This window comes from Cedecea davisae, assembly GCF_044095835.1.
In the GTDB taxonomy this organism is placed as follows: domain Bacteria; phylum Pseudomonadota; class Gammaproteobacteria; order Enterobacterales; family Enterobacteriaceae; genus Cedecea; species Cedecea davisae.
In genome coordinates this window covers 4,528,751-4,544,617 of sequence record NZ_CP172054.1, presented here as the reverse complement: position 1 = coordinate 4,544,617, position 15,867 = coordinate 4,528,751, and the positions used below count along the sequence as shown (strand labels likewise).

Here is a 15,867-nt window from a genome sequence, read left to right as displayed (position 1 = left end):
CGAGGGCGGTTTCGTTTTACTTAGCGTTTTCACGCTCTATGGCGCGATAGCCGATATCCGAGCGGCTGAAGCAGCCGTCCCAGTGAATCGTCTTTTTCAGCTCCAGAGCACGCTGCTGGGCTTTTGCGACGGTATTGCCCAAAGCGGTCACGCACAGCACTCGTCCGCCGTTTGTGAGCACCTGCTCGTCATCGCTCAGCTTTGTTCCGGCATGGAAGACTTTACCGTCGGCGACCTCTTCCAGCGGCAGGCCGTGGATAACGTCGCCGTTGCGGTAATCGGCAGGATATCCGCCAGCGGCTATAACGATCCCCAGCGCAGGACGTTCGTCCCATTCAGAGGTTTTCTCATCAAGTTTGCCGTCACAGGCGGCGAGACACAGCTCAACCAGGTCAGACTGCATGCGCAGCATAATCGGCTGAGTTTCCGGATCGCCAAAGCGGCAGTTGAACTCAATGACCTTCGGGTTGCCCTGCTTGTCGATCATCAGCCCGGCATACAGGAAACCGGTGTAGGTATTACCTTCTGCCGCCATACCGCGAACCGTAGGCCAGATAACGCGCTCCATCGTGCGCTGGTGCACTTCATCCGTGACAACCGGAGCAGGGGAGTAAGCGCCCATGCCGCCGGTGTTCGGGCCGGTGTCGCCGTCGCCAACGCGCTTATGATCCTGGCTGGTCGCCATCGGCAGAACGTTTTCGCCGTCTACCATTACGATAAAGCTGGCTTCTTCGCCGTCGAGGAACTCTTCAATAACAATGCGGTGGCCCGCATCGCCAAAAGCGTTGCCCGCCAGCATGTCATTAACCGCAGCCTCGGCTTCTTCCAGCGTCATCGCGACGATAACGCCTTTACCCGCCGCCAGGCCGTCGGCCTTAATCACGATTGGCGCACCTTTCTCACGCAGGTAAGCCAGGGCAGGCTCAACCTCGGTAAAGTTTTGGTATTCCGCCGTCGGGATATTGTGGCGAGCGAGAAAATCTTTGGTAAATGCTTTAGAGCCTTCCAGCTGCGCGGCACCTTCGGTTGGCCCGAAGATCTTCAGGCCAGCGGCGCGGAACGCATCCACCACGCCAATCACCAGCGGGGCTTCCGGGCCGACAATTGTCAGGTCAATTTTTTCGTTCTGCGCAAAGCTCAGCAGAGCCGGAATATCCGTGGCGCTAATAGCCACGTTTTGCAGCGCTGGCTCCAGTGCCGTACCGGCGTTGCCCGGAGCAACAAATACCGTGCGAACTAAAGGAGACTGGGCGGCTTTCCAGGCCAGCGCATGTTCGCGCCCGCCGTTACCAATAATTAAAACTTTCATCTATAAACGCTCCGGGGATTAATGGCGGAAATGGCGCATATCGGTGAAGATCATCGCGATCCCGTGCTCGTCGGCGGCGGCGATCACTTCATCATCACGGATTGAGCCACCCGGCTGGATAACGCAGCTAATGCCAACGGCCGCTGCGGCATCAATACCGTCGCGGAACGGGAAGAAGGCGTCGGAAGCCATGGCTGAGCCTTTCACTTCCAGACCTTCGTCGGCTGCTTTAATCCCGGCAATTTTGGCAGAGTAAACGCGGCTCATCTGGCCCGCCCCTATTCCGATGGTCATATTGTCACGGGCATAAACAATGGCGTTGGATTTCACGAACTTCGCTACCTTCCAGCAGAACAGCGCATCGCGCAGCTCTTGCTCCGTCGGCTGGCGTTTGCTCACTACACGCAGATCGGCCGCGGTAACCATCCCCAGATCGCGATCTTGTACCAGCAGGCCGCCATTTACGCGTTTGAAGTCGAGGCCTGAAGTGCGCTGCTGCCACTGGCCGCAAACCAGTACACGCACATTCTGTTTGGCCGCGGTAATCTTCAATGCTTCTTCACTGGCGGATGGCGCGATGATCACTTCCACGAACTGGCGAGAAATGATGGCTTGTGCAGTTTCAGCATCCAGTTCGCGGTTGAAGGCGATGATGCCGCCGAATGCGGAGGTTGGGTCGGTTTTATAAGCCTGGTTGTACGCATTAAGGATAGAGCCGCTGACGGCAACGCCGCATGGGTTAGCGTGTTTGACGATAACGCAGGCCGGCTCGTCGAATTCTTTCACGCATTCCAGCGCGGCATCGGTATCGGCGATGTTGTTATAGGAGAGCGCTTTGCCCTGAACCTGGGTGGCGGTCGCGACGGACGCTTCTTTAATTTCTTCTTCTATATAGAAGGCGGCCTGCTGGTGGCTGTTTTCACCGTAGCGCATATCCTGCTTCTTAATGAAGTTGAGATTCAGCGTGCGCGGGAAGCGACCGGCAGGTTCTTTGCTCTCACCGTGATAAGCAGGAACCAGGCTGCCAAAGTAGTTGGCAATCATGCTGTCGTAAGCCGCGGTATGTTCGAAAGCTTTAATTGCCAGATCGAATCGGGTTTCGAGCGTCAGGGATCCTTCATTAGCATCCAGCTCGGCTACGATCGTCTGGTAGTCGCTGCTCTTCACAACGATCGCGACATCTTTATGGTTCTTGGCGGCGGAGCGCACCATGGTCGGGCCGCCGATATCGATATTCTCAACCGCGTCTTCCAGAGAGCAGCCTTCGCGAGCAACGGTCTGGGCAAACGGATAAAGGTTAACAACAACCATGTCGATAGGCGCGATGGCGTGTTCCGCCATGATTGCATCATCCTGTCCGCGACGGCCAAGAATACCGCCATGAACTTTTGGGTGTAGCGTCTTGACGCGTCCGTCCATCATCTCCGGGAAACCGGTGTAGTCAGAGACTTCGGTAACCGGCAGGTTTGCTTCGGCCAGCAGGCGAGCGGTGCCGCCGGTGGACAGCAGCTCTACTCCGCGCTGGGAGAGTGCCTGAGCGAATTCGACGATACCGGCTTTATCAGAAACACTGAGCAGAGCGCGGCGTACAGGACGACGTTGTTGCATGGTTTTATCCCTTGGCTTTGGTTCGCATATAGAAGAGCGTTAGCTGAATTTTAGTCTTCACCTTCGCTCTGGCGGTGCAGGAAAGGGAATTTATGTATAAGAAGAGACGAAAACTCAGCTAACGCCCCCAACGGGGGTGTCCTTTTTATCGCGGTGCATTGTAGCGAAAACGTTTGCGTCGCGCTCGCGAATTTTCAGTTCAAATCCGGATTGTGGATAAGTCTGTGTGCAAAAGGGTATAAGGCGGGGTTTTGCTGTGGAATGCAGCAGTCAGTCATTTTTCTGTCATTTTAGTGTTGCAGCGCCGGGAGAACTCCCTATAATGCGCCTCCATCGACACGGAACATGTGAACAACATCACAGAGTAACGGCGGCGATGAGAGTTAAAAATCCTGAAATTAAGGGTTGACTCTGAAAGAGGAAAGCGTAATATACGCCACCTCGAGTTAGCAAGCGAAAGCGCGTAACTCACTGCTCTTTAACAATTTATCAGACAATCTGTGTGGGCACTCGCAGGATTGATATCTCAAGCATCTTCGGATGCAAAAAAATATCAAGTCTTGAAGAGTGACTACTGATTTTATAAACAGTTTTAATTCTTTGAGCATCAAACACTTTTAAATTGAAGAGTTTGATCATGGCTCAGATTGAACGCTGGCGGCAGGCCTAACACATGCAAGTCGAGCGGTAACAGGGAGTAGCTTGCTACTCCGCTGACGAGCGGCGGACGGGTGAGTAATGTCTGGGGATCTGCCTGATGGAGGGGGATAACTACTGGAAACGGTAGCTAATACCGCATAACGTCGCAAGACCAAAGAGGGGGACCTTCGGGCCTCTTGCCATCGGATGAACCCAGATGGGATTAGCTAGTAGGTGGGGTAATGGCTCACCTAGGCGACGATCCCTAGCTGGTCTGAGAGGATGACCAGCCACACTGGAACTGAGACACGGTCCAGACTCCTACGGGAGGCAGCAGTGGGGAATATTGCACAATGGGCGCAAGCCTGATGCAGCCATGCCGCGTGTGTGAAGAAGGCCTTCGGGTTGTAAAGCACTTTCAGCGAGGAGGAAGGCATTAAGGTTAATAACCTTAGTGATTGACGTTACTCGCAGAAGAAGCACCGGCTAACTCCGTGCCAGCAGCCGCGGTAATACGGAGGGTGCAAGCGTTAATCGGAATTACTGGGCGTAAAGCGCACGCAGGCGGTTTGTTAAGTCGGATGTGAAATCCCCGGGCTCAACCTGGGAACTGCATTCGAAACTGGCAAGCTTGAGTCTTGTAGAGGGGGGTAGAATTCCAGGTGTAGCGGTGAAATGCGTAGAGATCTGGAGGAATACCGGTGGCGAAGGCGGCCCCCTGGACAAAGACTGACGCTCAGGTGCGAAAGCGTGGGGAGCAAACAGGATTAGATACCCTGGTAGTCCACGCCGTAAACGATGTCGACTTGGAGGTTGTGCCCTTGAGGCGTGGCTTCCGGAGCTAACGCGTTAAGTCGACCGCCTGGGGAGTACGGCCGCAAGGTTAAAACTCAAATGAATTGACGGGGGCCCGCACAAGCGGTGGAGCATGTGGTTTAATTCGATGCAACGCGAAGAACCTTACCTACTCTTGACATCCAGAGAACTTTCCAGAGATGGATTGGTGCCTTCGGGAACTCTGAGACAGGTGCTGCATGGCTGTCGTCAGCTCGTGTTGTGAAATGTTGGGTTAAGTCCCGCAACGAGCGCAACCCTTATCCTTTGTTGCCAGCGGTTCGGCCGGGAACTCAAAGGAGACTGCCAGTGATAAACTGGAGGAAGGTGGGGATGACGTCAAGTCATCATGGCCCTTACGAGTAGGGCTACACACGTGCTACAATGGCGCATACAAAGAGAAGCGACCTCGCGAGAGCAAGCGGACCTCATAAAGTGCGTCGTAGTCCGGATTGGAGTCTGCAACTCGACTCCATGAAGTCGGAATCGCTAGTAATCGTAGATCAGAATGCTACGGTGAATACGTTCCCGGGCCTTGTACACACCGCCCGTCACACCATGGGAGTGGGTTGCAAAAGAAGTAGGTAGCTTAACCTTCGGGAGGGCGCTTACCACTTTGTGATTCATGACTGGGGTGAAGTCGTAACAAGGTAACCGTAGGGGAACCTGCGGTTGGATCACCTCCTTACCTAAAAGATACAAACCCGCGTAGTGCTCACACAGATTGTCTGATAGAAATTAACGAGCAACAGTAGTACCAGAGTCCCCATCGTCTAGAGGCCCAGGACACTGCCCTTTCACGGCTGTAACAGGGGTTCGAATCCCCTTGGGGACGCCATACCGATAATGAGTGAAAGACATTATCACTGAATATCTTAAAGATGACTTTCGAGTCGTGTTTAAGATATTGCTCTTTAACAATCCGGAACAAGCTGAAAATTGAAACGACACACTGTTTCTGTTCTCCGTAATAAGAACAGAATAGAGGTGTGTTCGAGTCTCTCAAATTTTCATAATTCGAAGCGAAACATCTTCGGGTTGTGAGGTTAAGCGACTAAGCGTACACGGTGGATGCCCTGGCAGTCAGAGGCGATGAAGGACGTGCTAATCTGCGATAAGCGTCGGTAAGGTGATATGAACCGTTATAGCCGGCGATTTCCGAATGGGGAAACCCAGTGTGATTCGTCACACTATCGTTAAGTGAATACATAGCTTAACGAAGCGAACCGGGGGAACTGAAACATCTAAGTACCCCGAGGAAAAGAAATCAACCGAGATTCCCCCAGTAGCGGCGAGCGAACGGGGAGCAGCCCAGAACCTGAATCAGTTTGTGTGTTAGTGGAAGCGTCTGGAAAGTCGCAGGGTACAGGGTGATACTCCCGTACACTAAAATGCACATACTGTGAGTTCGAAGAGTAGGGCGGGACACGTGGTATCCTGTCTGAATATGGGGGGACCATCCTCCAAGGCTAAATACTCCTGACTGACCGATAGTGAACCAGTACCGTGAGGGAAAGGCGAAAAGAACCCCGGCGAGGGGAGTGAAACAGAACCTGAAACCGTGTACGTACAAGCAGTGGGAGCCTCATTTATGGGGTGACTGCGTACCTTTTGTATAATGGGTCAGCGACTTATATTCTGTAGCAAGGTTAACCGTATAGGGGAGCCGCAGGGAAACCGAGTCTTAACTGGGCGTTAAGTTGCAGGGTATAGACCCGAAACCCGGTGATCTAGCCATGGGCAGGTTGAAGGTTGGGTAACACTAACTGGAGGACCGAACCGACTAATGTTGAAAAATTAGCGGATGACTTGTGGCTGGGGGTGAAAGGCCAATCAAACCGGGAGATAGCTGGTTCTCCCCGAAAGCTATTTAGGTAGCGCCTCGTGAACTCATCTTCGGGGGTAGAGCACTGTTTCGGCTAGGGGGCCATCCCGGCTTACCAACCCGATGCAAACTACGAATACCGAAGAATGTTATCACGGGAGACACACGGCGGGTGCTAACGTCCGTCGTGAAGAGGGAAACAACCCAGACCGCCAGCTAAGGTCCCAAAGTCATGGTTAAGTGGGAAACGATGTGGGAAGGCACAGACAGCCAGGATGTTGGCTTAGAAGCAGCCATCATTTAAAGAAAGCGTAATAGCTCACTGGTCGAGTCGGCCTGCGCGGAAGATGTAACGGGGCTAAACCATGCACCGAAGCTGCGGCAGCGACACTTAGGTGTTGTTGGGTAGGGGAGCGTTCTGTAAGCCGTCGAAGGTGGACTGTGAGGTCTGCTGGAGGTATCAGAAGTGCGAATGCTGACATAAGTAACGATAAAGCGGGTGAAAAGCCCGCTCGCCGGAAGACCAAGGGTTCCTGTCCAACGTTAATCGGGGCAGGGTGAGTCGACCCCTAAGGCGAGGCCGAAAGGCGTAGTCGATGGGAAACAGGTTAATATTCCTGTACTTGGTGTTACTGCGAAGGGGGGACGGAGAAGGCTATGTTAGCCGGGCGACGGTTGTCCCGGTTTAAGCATGTAGGCGGAGAGTTTAGGTAAATCCGGACTCTTGTTAACGCTGAGGTGTGATGACGAGGCACTACGGTGCTGAAGTAACAAATGCCCTGCTTCCAGGAAAAGCCTCTAAGCATCAGGTAACATTAAATCGTACCCCAAACCGACACAGGTGGTCAGGTAGAGAATACCAAGGCGCTTGAGAGAACTCGGGTGAAGGAACTAGGCAAAATGGTGCCGTAACTTCGGGAGAAGGCACGCTGTCGGTAGGTGAAACCCCTTGCGGGTGGAGCTGAAGGCAGTCGAAGATACCAGCTGGCTGCAACTGTTTATTAAAAACACAGCACTGTGCAAACACGAAAGTGGACGTATACGGTGTGACGCCTGCCCGGTGCCGGAAGGTTAATTGATGGGGTTATCCGCAAGGAGAAGCTCTTGATCGAAGCCCCGGTAAACGGCGGCCGTAACTATAACGGTCCTAAGGTAGCGAAATTCCTTGTCGGGTAAGTTCCGACCTGCACGAATGGCGTAATGATGGCCAGGCTGTCTCCACCCGAGACTCAGTGAAATTGAAATCGCTGTGAAGATGCAGTGTACCCGCGGCAAGACGGAAAGACCCCGTGAACCTTTACTATAGCTTGACACTGAACATTGAGCCTTGATGTGTAGGATAGGTGGGAGGCTTTGAAGCGTGGACGCCAGTCTGCGTGGAGCCAACCTTGAAATACCACCCTTTAATGTTTGATGTTCTAACGTAGACCCGTGATCCGGGTTGCGGACAGTGTCTGGTGGGTAGTTTGACTGGGGCGGTCTCCTCCTAAAGCGTAACGGAGGAGCACGAAGGTTAGCTAATCACGGTCGGACATCGTGAGGTTAGTGCAAAGGCATAAGCTAGCTTGACTGCGAGAGTGACGGCTCGAGCAGGTGCGAAAGCAGGTCTTAGTGATCCGGTGGTTCTGAATGGAAGGGCCATCGCTCAACGGATAAAAGGTACTCCGGGGATAACAGGCTGATACCGCCCAAGAGTTCATATCGACGGCGGTGTTTGGCACCTCGATGTCGGCTCATCACATCCTGGGGCTGAAGTAGGTCCCAAGGGTATGGCTGTTCGCCATTTAAAGTGGTACGCGAGCTGGGTTTAGAACGTCGTGAGACAGTTCGGTCCCTATCTGCCGTGGGCGCTGGAGAATTGAGGGGGGCTGCTCCTAGTACGAGAGGACCGGAGTGGACGCATCACTGGTGTTCGGGTTGTCATGCCAATGGCATTGCCCGGTAGCTAAATGCGGAAGAGATAAGCGCTGAAAGCATCTAAGCGCGAAACTTGCCCCGAGATGAATTCTCCCTGGGAACTTGATTCCCCTGAAGGGACGTTGAAGACTACGACGTTGATAGGCTGGGTGTGTAAGCGTAGCGATACGTTGAGCTAACCAGTACTAATGACCCGTGAGGCTTAACCTTACAACACCAAAGGTGTTTTGCGAGACAAATCGATTTTCAGCGAAGTTCAGGATTAGACTGATGGTCACGAAGTGACGGTCAGTAAACAGAATTTGCCTGGCGGCCGTAGCGCGGTGGTCCCACCTGACCCCATGCCGAACTCAGAAGTGAAACGCCGTAGCGCCGATGGTAGTGTGGGGTCTCCCCATGCGAGAGTAGGGAACTGCCAGGCATCAAATAAAGCATCAAGGCCACCCTTACGGGTGGCCTTTTTGTTTTTATCAGAACCCTGGAAATTTACTACACGAGCATGGCCATGCGACAAACGTGTCGGGAACACGTTTGAACGCCGCGAGCGGCGGCCCCGAAGGGGCGAGTATCAGGATGATACGAGTAGTGTGGGAACTGCCAGGCATCAAATTAGCAATAACCCCGACCGAAAGGCCGGGGTTTTTTGCTTTCTGCTATCTTAAAAAACATCAAAAAAACGGCCTTCCAAAACAATCAAATCTGCTGCCTTTAAGCCAGAAAACCAGCATAACCCTCTGTTTATCATTGCCGTCTCTAAATGAAACATTTTCACCTTTTCGCTTCCGGCTCGACATTATTCACTAATTTCGGTATCTTCAGCTGTCTGGATGTCTAAACGTTTAAACGTATGCTTTGAGGATATAAGGTTATGCCGATTCGGGTGCAGGACGAGCTACCAGCCGTCAATTTCCTGCGTGAGGAAAACGTCTTTGTGATGACATCTTCGCGCGCCAGCAATCAGGAAATCCGTCCGCTAAAGGTGCTGATCCTGAATCTGATGCCAAAGAAGATTGAGACGGAAAATCAGTTTCTGCGTTTGCTCTCCAACTCGCCGCTGCAGGTGGACATTCAACTGCTGCGTATCGACAGCCGTGAATCACGTAATACGCCCAGCGAACATCTCAATAACTTCTACTGTAATTTCGAAGATATCCAGCACGATAACTATGACGGCCTGATAGTCACCGGCGCGCCGCTTGGGCTGGTCGAATTTAACGATGTTGCCTACTGGCCGCAGATCCAGCAGGTGCTGGAATGGGCAAAAGATCACGTCACCTCAACGCTGTTTGTCTGTTGGGCCGTACAGGCCGCTCTGAATATTTTGTATGGCATTCCGAAGCAGACCCGCAATGAAAAACTCTCCGGCGTTTATGAGCATCACATTACACATCCCCACGCTCTGCTGACCCGTGGGTTCGACGACTCATTCCTGGCGCCTCATTCCCGCTATGCCGACTTCCCGGCCCAGCTGATCCGTGACTATACCGATCTGGAGATTCTGGCCGAAACGGAACAGGGTGACGCTTACCTGTTTGGCAGTAAGGACAAGCGCATCGCGTTTGTGACCGGCCACCCGGAATACGATGCTCTGACACTCTCCGGCGAATACTTCCGGGACATTGAAGCCGGGCTTGAGACTGAAGTGCCTTATAACTACTTCCCGGACAACGATCCGGGTAAAACACCCCACGCCACCTGGCGCAGCCACGGTAATTTGCTGTTCACAAACTGGCTAAACTACTACGTCTACCAGATCACACCGTTCGATCTGCGCCATATGAATCCTACGCTGGATTAAGCGTTTCAGCCTCCCACCACAAGCGCCTTCGGGCGCTTTTTTTGTACTCTGAAAACCACTTCCCTCTACGATCAAACTTTAATCATATAAATATCAATATGATAAATGATTTTTAATTTCAAAATGGAAATTGTTTTTGATTTTAAAAAATCATGAAGTAGTCTTAATTCTGTTGCATGAAAACTGCACAGCCGTGCCTGATCCACTTTTGGCCGTATCGACGGGATAAGACGAAGGAGTAACCGAATGACACAACAGACAGTTAGCGAAGAGTTGGCCTTTAGCCAGCCGTTTGGCGAGCAAGAGAGACAAATCCTGACGCCGGAAGCCGTAGAATTCATCGGCGAACTGGTGGCCCGCTTCACCCCGCAGCGTAACAAGCTGCTGGCGTCTCGGATTGCTGAACAGCAGGCTATTGATGCCGGTAAACTCCCTGACTTCAATTCGGAAACTGCTTCCATTCGTAATGGTGACTGGACAATTCGTGGCATCCCGCAGGACTTACTCGACCGCCGTGTGGAAATCACCGGGCCGGTTGAGCGCAAAATGGTAATCAACGCCCTGAACGCTAACGTGAAAGTGTTTATGGCCGACTTTGAAGATTCTCTTGCGCCGAGCTGGAGCAAAGTGATCGACGGCCAAATCAACCTGCGCGATGCGGTTAATGGCACCATTAGCTGGACCAACGAAGCCGGTAAAATCTACCAGTTAAAGCCCGATCCTGCGGTGCTGGTTTGCCGCGTTCGCGGTCTGCATCTGCCTGAAAAACATGTGACCTGGCGCGGGGAAGCTATCCCGGGAAGTCTGTTCGACTTCGGGCTTTATTTCTTCCATAACGTTGATGCGCTGCTGGCCAAGGGCAGCGGCCCATACTTCTACCTGCCAAAAACGCAGTCCTGGCAGGAAGCCGCCTGGTGGAGTGAGGTGTTCAGCTTTACGGAGGATCATTTCTCCCTGCCTCGCGGCACGATTAAAGCCACGCTGCTTATCGAAACGCTGCCGGCGGTATTCCAGATGGACGAGATCCTCCACGCTCTGAAAGATCACATCGTTGGTCTGAACTGCGGCCGCTGGGATTACATCTTCAGCTATATCAAAACGTTGAAGAATCACGCGGATCGCGTCCTGCCCGACCGTCAATCGGTCACGATGGATAAGCCATTCCTCAACGCCTACTCGCGCCTGTTAATTAAAACCTGTCATCGCCGTGGCGCTTTTGCCATGGGCGGTATGGCGGCATTTATTCCAAGCAAAGACAGCGCCCGCAATGAGTGGGTACTGAACAAGGTCAAAGCGGACAAAGAAATGGAGGCCAGCAATGGCCACGACGGCACCTGGATTGCTCACCCGGGCCTTGCTGACACGGTAATGGAAGTGTTTGGCAAGAAACTGGGTTCAGGCCATAACCAGCTGGATGTTAAGCGCCGCGAAGACGCGCCGATTACCGCGGCTCAGCTGCTTGAGCCTTGCCCCGGAGAGCGCACCGAAGAAGGGATGCGCGCCAATATTCGCGTTGCCGTTCAGTACATCGAAGCGTGGATCTCCGGCAACGGCTGCGTGCCTATCTACGGCTTGATGGAGGATGCCGCGACCGCTGAAATTTCCCGTACTTCAATCTGGCAGTGGATACATCACCAAAAGACGCTGAGTAACGGCCAGACCGTGACCAAAGCGCTGTTCCGCCAGATGCTTGCCGAAGAGATGTTGGTGATTCAGGAAGAGCTGGGCGACCAGCGTTTTAGCCAGGGGCGCTTCGACGAAGCTGCGCGGCTGATGGAACAAATTACCACCTCAGAAGAATTAATCGACTTCCTGACGCTGCCGGGCTACCGCCTGCTTGCCTGAACCTAACCCTACAAATATGGAGCATCTGAAATGAAAACCTCACGTAGCCAACAGATTCAACAATTACAGCAAGAATGGACGCAGCCTCGTTGGGAAGGTATTCAGCGTACCTATAGCGCCGAAGACGTGGTGAAACTGCGCGGCTCGCTGAACCCGGAATGCACGCTGGCGCAGCACGGAGCGGCTAAGCTCTGGCGCCTGCTGCACGGGGAGTCGAAAAAAGGTTACGTCAACAGCCTCGGGGCATTAACCGGTGGCCAGGCTTTACAGCAGGCAAAAGCGGGTATTGAGGCTATCTATCTTTCCGGCTGGCAGGTCGCGGCGGACGCAAACCTCGCCTCCAGCATGTACCCGGATCAATCGCTCTACCCGGCGAACTCGGTTCCGTCCGTGGTCGATCGGATCAACAACAGCTTCCAGCGTGCGGATCAGATCCAGTGGGCTTCAAACATCGAGCCGGGCGATCCGCGCCATGTCGACTACTTCCTGCCGATCGTTGCCGATGCGGAAGCCGGTTTCGGCGGCGTACTTAATGCTTTCGAGCTGATGAAATCGATGATTCAGGCCGGTGCTGCCGGGGTTCACTTTGAAGACCAGCTGGCCTCGGTGAAGAAATGCGGGCATATGGGTGGCAAAGTGCTGGTACCGACCCAGGAAGCTATTCAGAAGCTGATTGCTGCTCGTTTGGCGGCTGACGTAATGGGCGTTCCGACTCTGCTGATTGCCCGTACCGACGCCGATGCGGCCGACCTGATCACTTCCGACTGCGATGAATACGACCGCGAGTTTGTGACCGGCGAACGTACTCAGGAAGGCTTCTATCACACCCGCGCCGGTATTGAGCAGGCTATCAGCCGCGGTCTGGCCTACGCGCCTTATGCCGACCTCGTCTGGTGTGAAACCTCTAAACCGGATCTGGATCAGGCTAAGCGCTTTGCGGATGCTATTCATGCTCGCTTCCCGGGCAAACTGCTGGCCTACAACTGTTCGCCGTCGTTTAACTGGAAGAAAAACCTTGATGACAAAACCATCGCGGCCTTCCAGCAGGAACTGTCGAATATGGGCTACAAATACCAGTTCATTACCCTGGCCGGTATCCATAGCATGTGGTTCAACATGTTCGACCTGGCCCATGCCTACGCTCAGGGCGAGGGGATGAGGCACTACGTCGAGAAAGTGCAGCAGCCAGAATTTGCCGCGGCTTCTGAAGGCTACACCTTTGTTTCTCATCAGCAGGAAGTTGGCACCGGCTACTTTGACCGGGTGACCACCATCATCCAGGGCGGCGCTTCCTCTGTCACCGCGCTCACCGGCTCCACTGAAGAAGAGCAGTTCTGATCCTAAAATCCCTCTCTCTACGGGGAGAGGGAGCAATCTGGCGGAGAAGCCTATGACGCGCGGCCTGGAACTTCTGATTGCCCACACCATCCTGCAGGGGTTCGACGCGCAATATGGTCGATTCCTTGAAGTGACCGCCGGCGCTCAGCAGCGCTTTGAGCAGGCCGACTGGCACGCCGTCCAGCAGGCGATGAAAAGCCGTATCAATCTTTATGACCATCACGTTGGCCTGGTGGTGGAGCAACTTCGCTGCATCACCGGCGGGCAGAACACCGACGCGGCCTTTTTGCTGCGTGTGAAAGAGCAGTACACCGGACTATTGCCGGATTATCCTCGTTTCGAAATTGCCGAGAGCTTCTTCAACTCTGTCTATTGTCGGCTGTTCGACCACCGCTCGCTTACTCCCGAGCGGCTTTTTATTTTTAGCTCGCAGGCAGGAAAGCAGCTCCGGCCGCTGCCTCGTCCGCTGGCGAAAATCTTCTTCCCCGAGCAGGGATGGAACAAATTGCTGACAACTCTGCTTGCCGACCTCCCGCTGCGCCTTCCGTGGCAGGACCTGGCTCGTGACGTTAGTTATATTACTGCCCATCTTACTGAAACCGTTGATGCCCAGGCGCTGAGTCATGCGTCTCTGGAAGTGGCTAATGAACTGTTTTATCGCAATAAGGCGGCGTGGTTGGTCGGTAAGCTGGTGCTGCCGGAGGGCAAAATCCCTTTCTTATTGCCCATCCACCGTACCGACGACGGACAGCTGATGGTCGATACCTGCCTGACCAGTTCCGCGGAGGCGAGTATCGTCTTCGGCTTCGCTCGTTCGTATTTTATGGTGTACGCCCCATTCCCTGCCGCACTGGTGGAGTGGCTGCGCGAGCTGCTGCCGGGTAAAACCACCGCCGAGCTGTATATGGCGATTGGCTGCCAGAAGCACGGGAAAACGGAAAGCTACCGCGAATACCTGACTTATATTACGGGTACGGACGAGCAGTTTATCGAGGCGCCGGGCATTCGCGGCATGGTGATGCTGGTGTTCACCCTGCCGGGCTTTGACCGCGTTTTTAAGGTGATTAAAGATAAATTTGCGCCGCAGAAGGAGGTCAGCGCTGAGAGAGTGCGGGCCTGCTATCAGCTGGTTAAAGAGCACGATCGCGTCGGGCGCATGGCGGACACCCAGGAGTTTGAAAACTTTGTGCTGGAGAAACGCCAGATAGGCCCCGAGCTAATGGCCCTGCTACGCCAGGAAGTGCCGGAGAAACTCACTGATTTGGGTGAACGCATCGCCATCAGCCATCTCTACATTGAGAGGCGTATGGTGCCGCTTAACCTGTGGCTGGAGCAGGTTGAAGGCCAGCAGCTGCGTGATGCGGTAGAAGAGTATGGCAATGCCATTCGCCAGCTCGCGGCGGCTAATATCTTTCCGGGCGATATGCTGTTTAAGAACTTTGGCGTTACGCGCCACGGGCGGGTGGTGTTCTACGATTACGATGAGATTTGTTATATGACGGAGGTGAATTTTCGCGATATCCCGCCGCCGCGCTACCCGGAAGACGAGCTTTCGGCTGAGCCGTGGTACAGCATCTCACCGGGCGACGTTTTCCCCGAAGAGTTTCGCCACTATCTCTGCGCTGACCCGCGCATTCGGCCGCTATTTGATGAAATGCACGGCGACCTTTTCCGCGCTGAGTTCTGGCGTGCCCTGCAAACCCGCATTCGTAATGGCCACGTCGAAGATGTCTTTGCCTATCGCCGCCGCCAGCGTTTCAGCCTGCGATTTGGCGAGGTAAAACGGGCGGGTTAGCGCCCGCCGCCGTAAGCCTGAGTAATTTCTTTCGCCGCCTTAATCACCAGCGCGCCCAGCTCCGTAACTCGGTCGTCGGTCACGCGGGAAATCGGGCCGGAAATAGAAATAGCGGCAAACGCTTCTCGATGCTCATCATAAATACATGAGGCCACGCAGCGTAGGCCCAGGGCGTGCTCTTCATCATCAAACGAATAGCCGCGCTTGCGCGTCTGGGCTAAATCTTCTTTCAGATGCAGGGGCGAGGTGAGGGTGGCTGGGGTGTAGCTGTGCAGCCCTTTGCGGTGCAGCAGCCCGGCAACTTCATCGTCGCTAAGGTGCGCCAGAAACGCTTTCCCGGCTCCGGAAGCATGCATCGGCAGCTTGCCGCCAATGGGAGCCGACATGCGCATCAATTGGGTACACTGAACCTGGTCGATAATAATCGCCTGATGGTCGCTGCTGTCGAGCACGGCAAGGTTAACCGTTTCGCCGGAATCTTCCATCAGCTTGCGCAGGATAGGGTGAACAATCGCCAGCAGATTACGGCTTTGCAGGAAGCTGCTGCCAACCACAAAAGCGTGGGCGCCAATCGTCCAGTGGCCAAGGTCGCCAATCTGGCGAACAAAGCCCAGCTGCTGCATAGTGGTCAGCAGGCGGTGCGTGGTGGAGTTCGGTAAACCAGCCTGCTGAGCCAGCTCGGTGAGCGCCACGCTGCCGTGAGACTCGGCAATCCATTCCAGCAGTTTTAGCCCGCGGGTGAGGGATTGAACCTGCCCGGTAGCCGGTGGGGCCGCAGCGGCGGCGGCACGCGGTTTTTTACCTCGTTTAGCGGGAACGGTGGCAACCATAGCGGACTCCTTTTTCGTATCGTGGAAATCATTTTCGTTTTATTTGGCGATTTTGCAACCGCTAAGCAGACTGATCGGAGGAGTGATGCTGAACATCTCTCATGTTACCGACTAGCGACTTTTCCGCCC

General features: G+C 54.1%; 7 protein-coding genes, 1 tRNA gene and 3 rRNA genes. 8 read left to right on the top strand and 3 right to left on the bottom strand.

Translation table 11 applies throughout. The features are described 5' to 3' along the window. Positions 1-16: 16 nt before the first annotated feature. Both purD and purH read right to left on the bottom strand, forming a co-directional pair. Entirely contained in the window at positions 17-1,309 is a 1,293-nt protein-coding gene (gene purD / locus ACG1VR_RS21695; RefSeq protein WP_395489780.1) for a phosphoribosylamine--glycine ligase, read from the bottom strand. Between the two features lie 18 nt (positions 1,310-1,327). Then, positions 1,328-2,917, bottom strand: coding sequence for a bifunctional phosphoribosylaminoimidazolecarboxamide formyltransferase/IMP cyclohydrolase (gene purH / locus ACG1VR_RS21690; RefSeq protein ID WP_016517398.1), 1,590 nt, complete (start codon positions 2,915-2,917; stop codon positions 1,328-1,330). Positions 2,918-3,536: 619 nt separating this feature from the next. Here purH and ACG1VR_RS21685 point away from each other — a divergent pair. The 8 genes from ACG1VR_RS21685 (at position 3,537) to aceK (ending at position 14,908) form a co-directional block, all read left to right on the top strand. Next, positions 3,537-5,078: ribosomal RNA gene (locus ACG1VR_RS21685) — 16S ribosomal RNA — on the top strand. 74 nt (positions 5,079-5,152) lie between these two features. Continuing rightward, positions 5,153-5,228: transfer RNA gene (locus ACG1VR_RS21680), tRNA-Glu, on the top strand. A 206-nt stretch (positions 5,229-5,434) separates the two neighbouring features. Continuing rightward, positions 5,435-8,342: ribosomal RNA gene (locus tag ACG1VR_RS21675) — 23S ribosomal RNA — on the top strand. A gap of 95 nt (positions 8,343-8,437) precedes the next feature. Continuing rightward, positions 8,438-8,553, top strand: a 5S ribosomal RNA gene (gene rrf / locus ACG1VR_RS21670). The 16S, 23S and 5S rRNA genes sit together here with 1 tRNA gene alongside, the layout of an rRNA operon. 447 nt (positions 8,554-9,000) lie before the next feature. After that, positions 9,001-9,930 (top strand): homoserine O-succinyltransferase, encoded by a 930-nt coding sequence (gene metA / locus ACG1VR_RS21665; RefSeq protein WP_395489779.1) that lies wholly within the window; start codon positions 9,001-9,003, stop codon positions 9,928-9,930. 246 nt (positions 9,931-10,176) lie between these two features. Continuing rightward, the gene (aceB, locus tag ACG1VR_RS21660) at positions 10,177-11,775 is read left to right on the top strand and encodes a malate synthase A (RefSeq protein ID WP_395489778.1); all 1,599 of its coding nucleotides are present in this window, start codon (positions 10,177-10,179) and stop codon (positions 11,773-11,775) included. A gap of 30 nt (positions 11,776-11,805) precedes the next feature. Continuing rightward, positions 11,806-13,113: an isocitrate lyase gene (aceA, locus tag ACG1VR_RS21655; protein WP_395489777.1), complete on the top strand. Its 1,308-nt coding sequence runs from the start codon at positions 11,806-11,808 to the stop codon at positions 13,111-13,113. Positions 13,114-13,165: 52 nt separating this feature from the next. Then, positions 13,166-14,908 (top strand): bifunctional isocitrate dehydrogenase kinase/phosphatase, encoded by a 1,743-nt coding sequence (gene aceK / locus ACG1VR_RS21650; protein ID WP_395489776.1) that lies wholly within the window; start codon positions 13,166-13,168, stop codon positions 14,906-14,908. On the opposite strand, the gene iclR is transcribed toward aceK, so the two are convergent. After that, complete coding sequence (gene iclR / locus ACG1VR_RS21645) at positions 14,905-15,738, bottom strand: glyoxylate bypass operon transcriptional repressor IclR (RefSeq protein ID WP_016517404.1); 834 nt, start codon at positions 15,736-15,738, stop codon at positions 14,905-14,907. The two genes, aceK and iclR, sit on opposite strands and share 4 nt — an antisense overlap. Positions 15,739-15,867: the final 129 nt, after the last annotated feature.